We start from the raw sequence: 3,741 nt of genomic DNA on the forward strand, positions 1-3,741 counted from the left end.
GAGGGCGACGCCGAAGCGGACGCCACCCGACGAGTACACGGGGCACGGGTACACCGCGGAGTCGGCGACCGGGCAGAAATGGCGGTCGTCCGGGGCTCGCACCTGGATCGAGCCATCGACACACGAGGCCAAGCCGACCTCGCCGGGCAGACACGGCAGCGCTCGGGGAAACGCGAGGCGGCTCGGGTCGGACGGATCGGAGATCGCGAGCGCGCGCTCCGGGCCGTCAGAGAAGGACACGTCCTCACTCGCGGACCCCTGCGCGACTCCTCGATAGATCAAGTCGAGCGGATGGGGGCCTGCGAGCAACGACCCGTCAACGTCACGCGGGCTGCCGACGAACATCACGTCGGCGCCGCGAGCCGTCCAGAATCCGGCGGCGAAGTCGGCATCGGTTCGATACTTGTTGAGCAGGTCCTCGCTCCCGAGTGCGATGCCCTCCATGCACGGCGTGAAGGCGTTGCCGCTGAACTGCAACACAACGAGATCCGGCTCGAGCCTGGCGTCCTCATGCATCTGCTCGAACCAGTCACAGATCGCGGTGCCGCTGAACGCGCGGTTGACCACGCGCCAGCTCGGCCGCTTCACCGAGACCCGCTCCTCGACATGGGCGAACGAGCCCCGCGTGAGCGAGTCGCCGTAATAGACCACGGTGAGGGGCCGGTCCGCTTGCGTAGACCGCCGAGAACCCTCAGCGGCCGTGGATCGCACGGCGGGAACCCAGACGAATGCGCCGATCAGAACGACGGCCGCGGCGACAAAGGAGGACGCGCGCCATCGCCCACGGACCGCTCGCACCATGTGATGCAGTGTCGGATGCGACGGTAGGACGGGCGGGAAAGCGCGTTGAGGCCCCCGCCACAATCACTTGAAGACCACCGATGAATCTGCCATGAGCACGGCGCGCAATTCATAAGGAAACGGTAAGAACCCGGACGGAATCTCTTGAGAATTGGCAACGACGCGGGGGTTGCGCTCGCATCGCTCACGCAGCGCTCGTACCCTCGCCGATGATGAAGCAGATCGTCGTGGCGGAAGACGACAGGGCCGCCCGCGAGTCGGTGACGCGCGCGCTCGAACTCGAGGGCTACTCCGTGCGCGCGGTTCCGGACGGCGAAGCGGCATTGACCGCCGTCGGTGTAGAGCCACCCGACGTGCTGGTCCTCGATCTCATGATGCCTCAGATGGACGGCTTGACCGTCTGTCGGCGACTGCGATCACAAGGCGATCGCACACCGATACTGATCATGACCGCGCGAACCGAGGTGTCGGATCGCGTCTCGGGTTTGGATGCAGGTGCCGACGACTACCTCCCCAAACCCTTCTCGCTCGACGAGCTTCTCGCCCGCGTTCGCGCCTTGCTGCGTCGTGCGACGTACACGGACAACGGTCGCGAGCTCCAGGTTGGCGACCTCCGGATCGATGAGGCCGCGCGGCGGGTCTGGCGTGGCCAACGCGAAGTGGAGCTCACGAAGACCGAGTTCGATCTCCTCCAGCTCCTCGCGGACAACGCCGGGATCGTGCTCACACACACCACCATCTACGAGCGCATCTGGGGCTACGACTTTGGCCAAGACTCCAAGGCCCTGCCCGTCTACATCGGCTATCTCCGTCGGAAGCTCGAAGCGGAAGGAGAGGCACGACTCGTGCGCACGGTGCGCGGCGTCGGGTACGTGCTGCGCGCACCATGAGTCTTCGGGGCCGGCTAGCGATCGCGTTGGCACTGCTCGCGGCCACCTCCGTCGTCGCGGTGGCCACCACCAACTATCTCCAGACCTCCGACCGACTGCACGAGGATCTCGACGCACAGCTCCAGTCCGACGCGCGGCCATTGCTCACCGAGGCCGACCCGGACGGCGTCATCGGGGCGCAGCTGTGCTTCTCGCTCGCCACGAACCCGGAGAACGGTCTGGGCGGTTACGCGGCGAGGGTATCGGCCGCGCTGGGCAACAGCCTCCAATGCATCGACGGCGATGGGCGCGTGACCGGCAACACGGGCAAGGTCGACCTCCCGGTCACGGCGGCCAAGCAGCAACGCAAGGTGACCAGGCCGGTCATGGCCACGCGGGAGTACCGCGGCGAGAGCTACCGGACGATCACCATCCCTGGTCCGGGTGACGGCACCGTCCGCATCTCCCGCGACCTCGGGAGGACGAACGACCTGCTCGCCTCGATCCGCGAGCGTTCCGTGCTCATCGGTCTCGCGGTCATCGCACTCGCCGCGCTCGGCGGGTGGCTCATCGCGTCGAGAACCGCGCGGCCCATCTTGCGTCTCGCGGCTGCCGCCGAGGAGGTTGCGACCACGGGACGGCTCGACCACCCGGTCCCCGCAACCGGTCGCGGGGAGGTGGGACGCCTCGCGCGCGCCTTCACGTCTATGTTGCACGCGCTGGACCAGTCGAGTGCGCAGCAGCAGCGCCTCGTCCAGGACGCCAGCCACGAGCTGCGCACGCCGCTCACGAGCCTGCGCACAAACCTCGACACGCTGCGCCGGCACACGGAGCTCGACCCCGAGCTCCGCGACCGGGTGCTGGCCGATCTCGACAGTGAGCTCCAGGAGCTCGGAGCGCTCGCCAACGAGCTCGTGCAGCTCACCGTGGACACACAGTCCGAGGAACCCGAAGGGCCCGTTCACTTGGACCGGTTGGCGAAGAGTGCCGCCGAGCGAGCGATCCGACGCAGCGGGCGCACCATCAACGTCACGGCGACGCCCACCACGGTGATCGCGAGACCCGCCGCACTCTCGCGTGCCGTCGGCAACCTGCTCGACAACGCAACGAAGTTCAGCCCGGACGAGACGCCCATCGAGGTCAAGGTCTCCTCGGGCTGCGTCGAGGTGCGGGACCACGGCCCGGGCATCGATCCCCATGACCTTCCGTACGTCTTCGACCGCTTCTACCGCGCCGTCGACGCCAGGAAGCTTCCCGGGTCCGGTCTCGGACTCGCCATCGCCCGCGCGGTGATCGACGCGAGCGGCGGAAGGATCTACGCCGAGAACGCACCCGGCGGCGGCGCCAAGTTCACCGTCGTGCTCCCGACGACCAACGGTGCACCCGTTAGATCAGATACGACCTCGACGGAAGTGCCCTACTCCTAAGCAAGGGACGGGTCCTTCTCAGAAGCGCCTTTCGAGTTTCTTGACCGATCCTTACGCTGGATGGGCACCGTTGGGCCCGCATGCCCAGCAGCGGCCGCACCGCCGAACGATCGGTCGCCGGCGGATCGCACTCGAGCTACTTGCTCGAGGTCTTTCTGGTCAGCTTTGCGGGCTTGCTCCTCGAGATCAGCTACACGCGGATCATTTCCTTCAAGCTCTTCTACTACTACACGTATCTGGTCATCGGGCTCGCGCTCCTAGGAATCGGCACGGGCGGCGTGATCGTCGCAGTCTCGAATCGCCTACGCCGTGCCGAGACGGATCGAGTTCTCATGTGGAGCTTCGTCCTCGGCTCCGCGAGCGTGGGGCTGGGCTATCTCGCGGTGGCACGAATCGGCATCGATACGAATGCAATCTGGGACTACGGCACGCTCGACTCGTTCGAGAACCTGGCGCGTCTGGTCGGGATCTGCGTGGCGCTCTTCGCGTCCTTCGTGTCAGTCGGCGTCATCGTGGCCACGCTGTTCGCACGCCGATCCGAGGGCATCGGTCGCCTGTACTTCTTCGACCTGCTCGGTGCGGGCCTGGCCCACGACGGTCTCCTCGGCTCGGCCATCTACCGCTTCGACGGCGACGTCTCGAGC

Annotated in this window: 4 protein-coding genes; 3 read left to right on the plus strand and 1 reads right to left on the minus strand. The window is 66.9% G+C overall.

Annotation, left to right across the window (positions count from 1 at the left end; genetic code table 11):
• On the minus strand, positions 1-801 hold an 801-nt coding region (locus tag WEE69_07765), incomplete at its 3' end, for a hypothetical protein (GenBank protein ID MEX1145185.1).
• A gap of 209 nt (positions 802-1,010) precedes the next feature.
• On the opposite strand from WEE69_07765, the gene WEE69_07770 reads away from it, so the two are divergent.
• From WEE69_07770 to WEE69_07780, 3 genes are all read left to right on the plus strand, one after another.
• Positions 1,011-1,691: a response regulator transcription factor gene (locus WEE69_07770; protein MEX1145186.1), complete on the plus strand. Its 681-nt coding sequence runs from the start codon at positions 1,011-1,013 to the stop codon at positions 1,689-1,691.
• Entirely contained in the window at positions 1,688-3,097 is a 1,410-nt protein-coding gene (locus WEE69_07775) for a HAMP domain-containing sensor histidine kinase (protein ID MEX1145187.1), read from the plus strand. Before WEE69_07770 ends, WEE69_07775 begins: the two co-directional genes overlap by 4 nt.
• 80 nt (positions 3,098-3,177) lie before the next feature.
• Positions 3,178-3,741: hypothetical protein (locus WEE69_07780; GenBank protein ID MEX1145188.1), on the plus strand; the 564-nt coding region annotated here is incomplete at its 3' end.

The organism is Acidimicrobiia bacterium (assembly GCA_040881685.1).
Classification (GTDB): Bacteria; Actinomycetota; Acidimicrobiia; order IMCC26256; family PALSA-555; genus SHVJ01.

Excerpts from the sequence above, each read along its gene's own strand:
- WEE69_07770 (MEX1145186.1), top strand. The coding sequence starts at position 1,011 with ATGATGAAGCAGATCGTCGTGGCGGAAGACGACAGGGCCGCCCGCGAG.
- WEE69_07775 (MEX1145187.1), top strand. The coding sequence starts at position 1,688 with ATGAGTCTTCGGGGCCGGCTAGCGATCGCGTTGGCACTGCTCGCGGCC.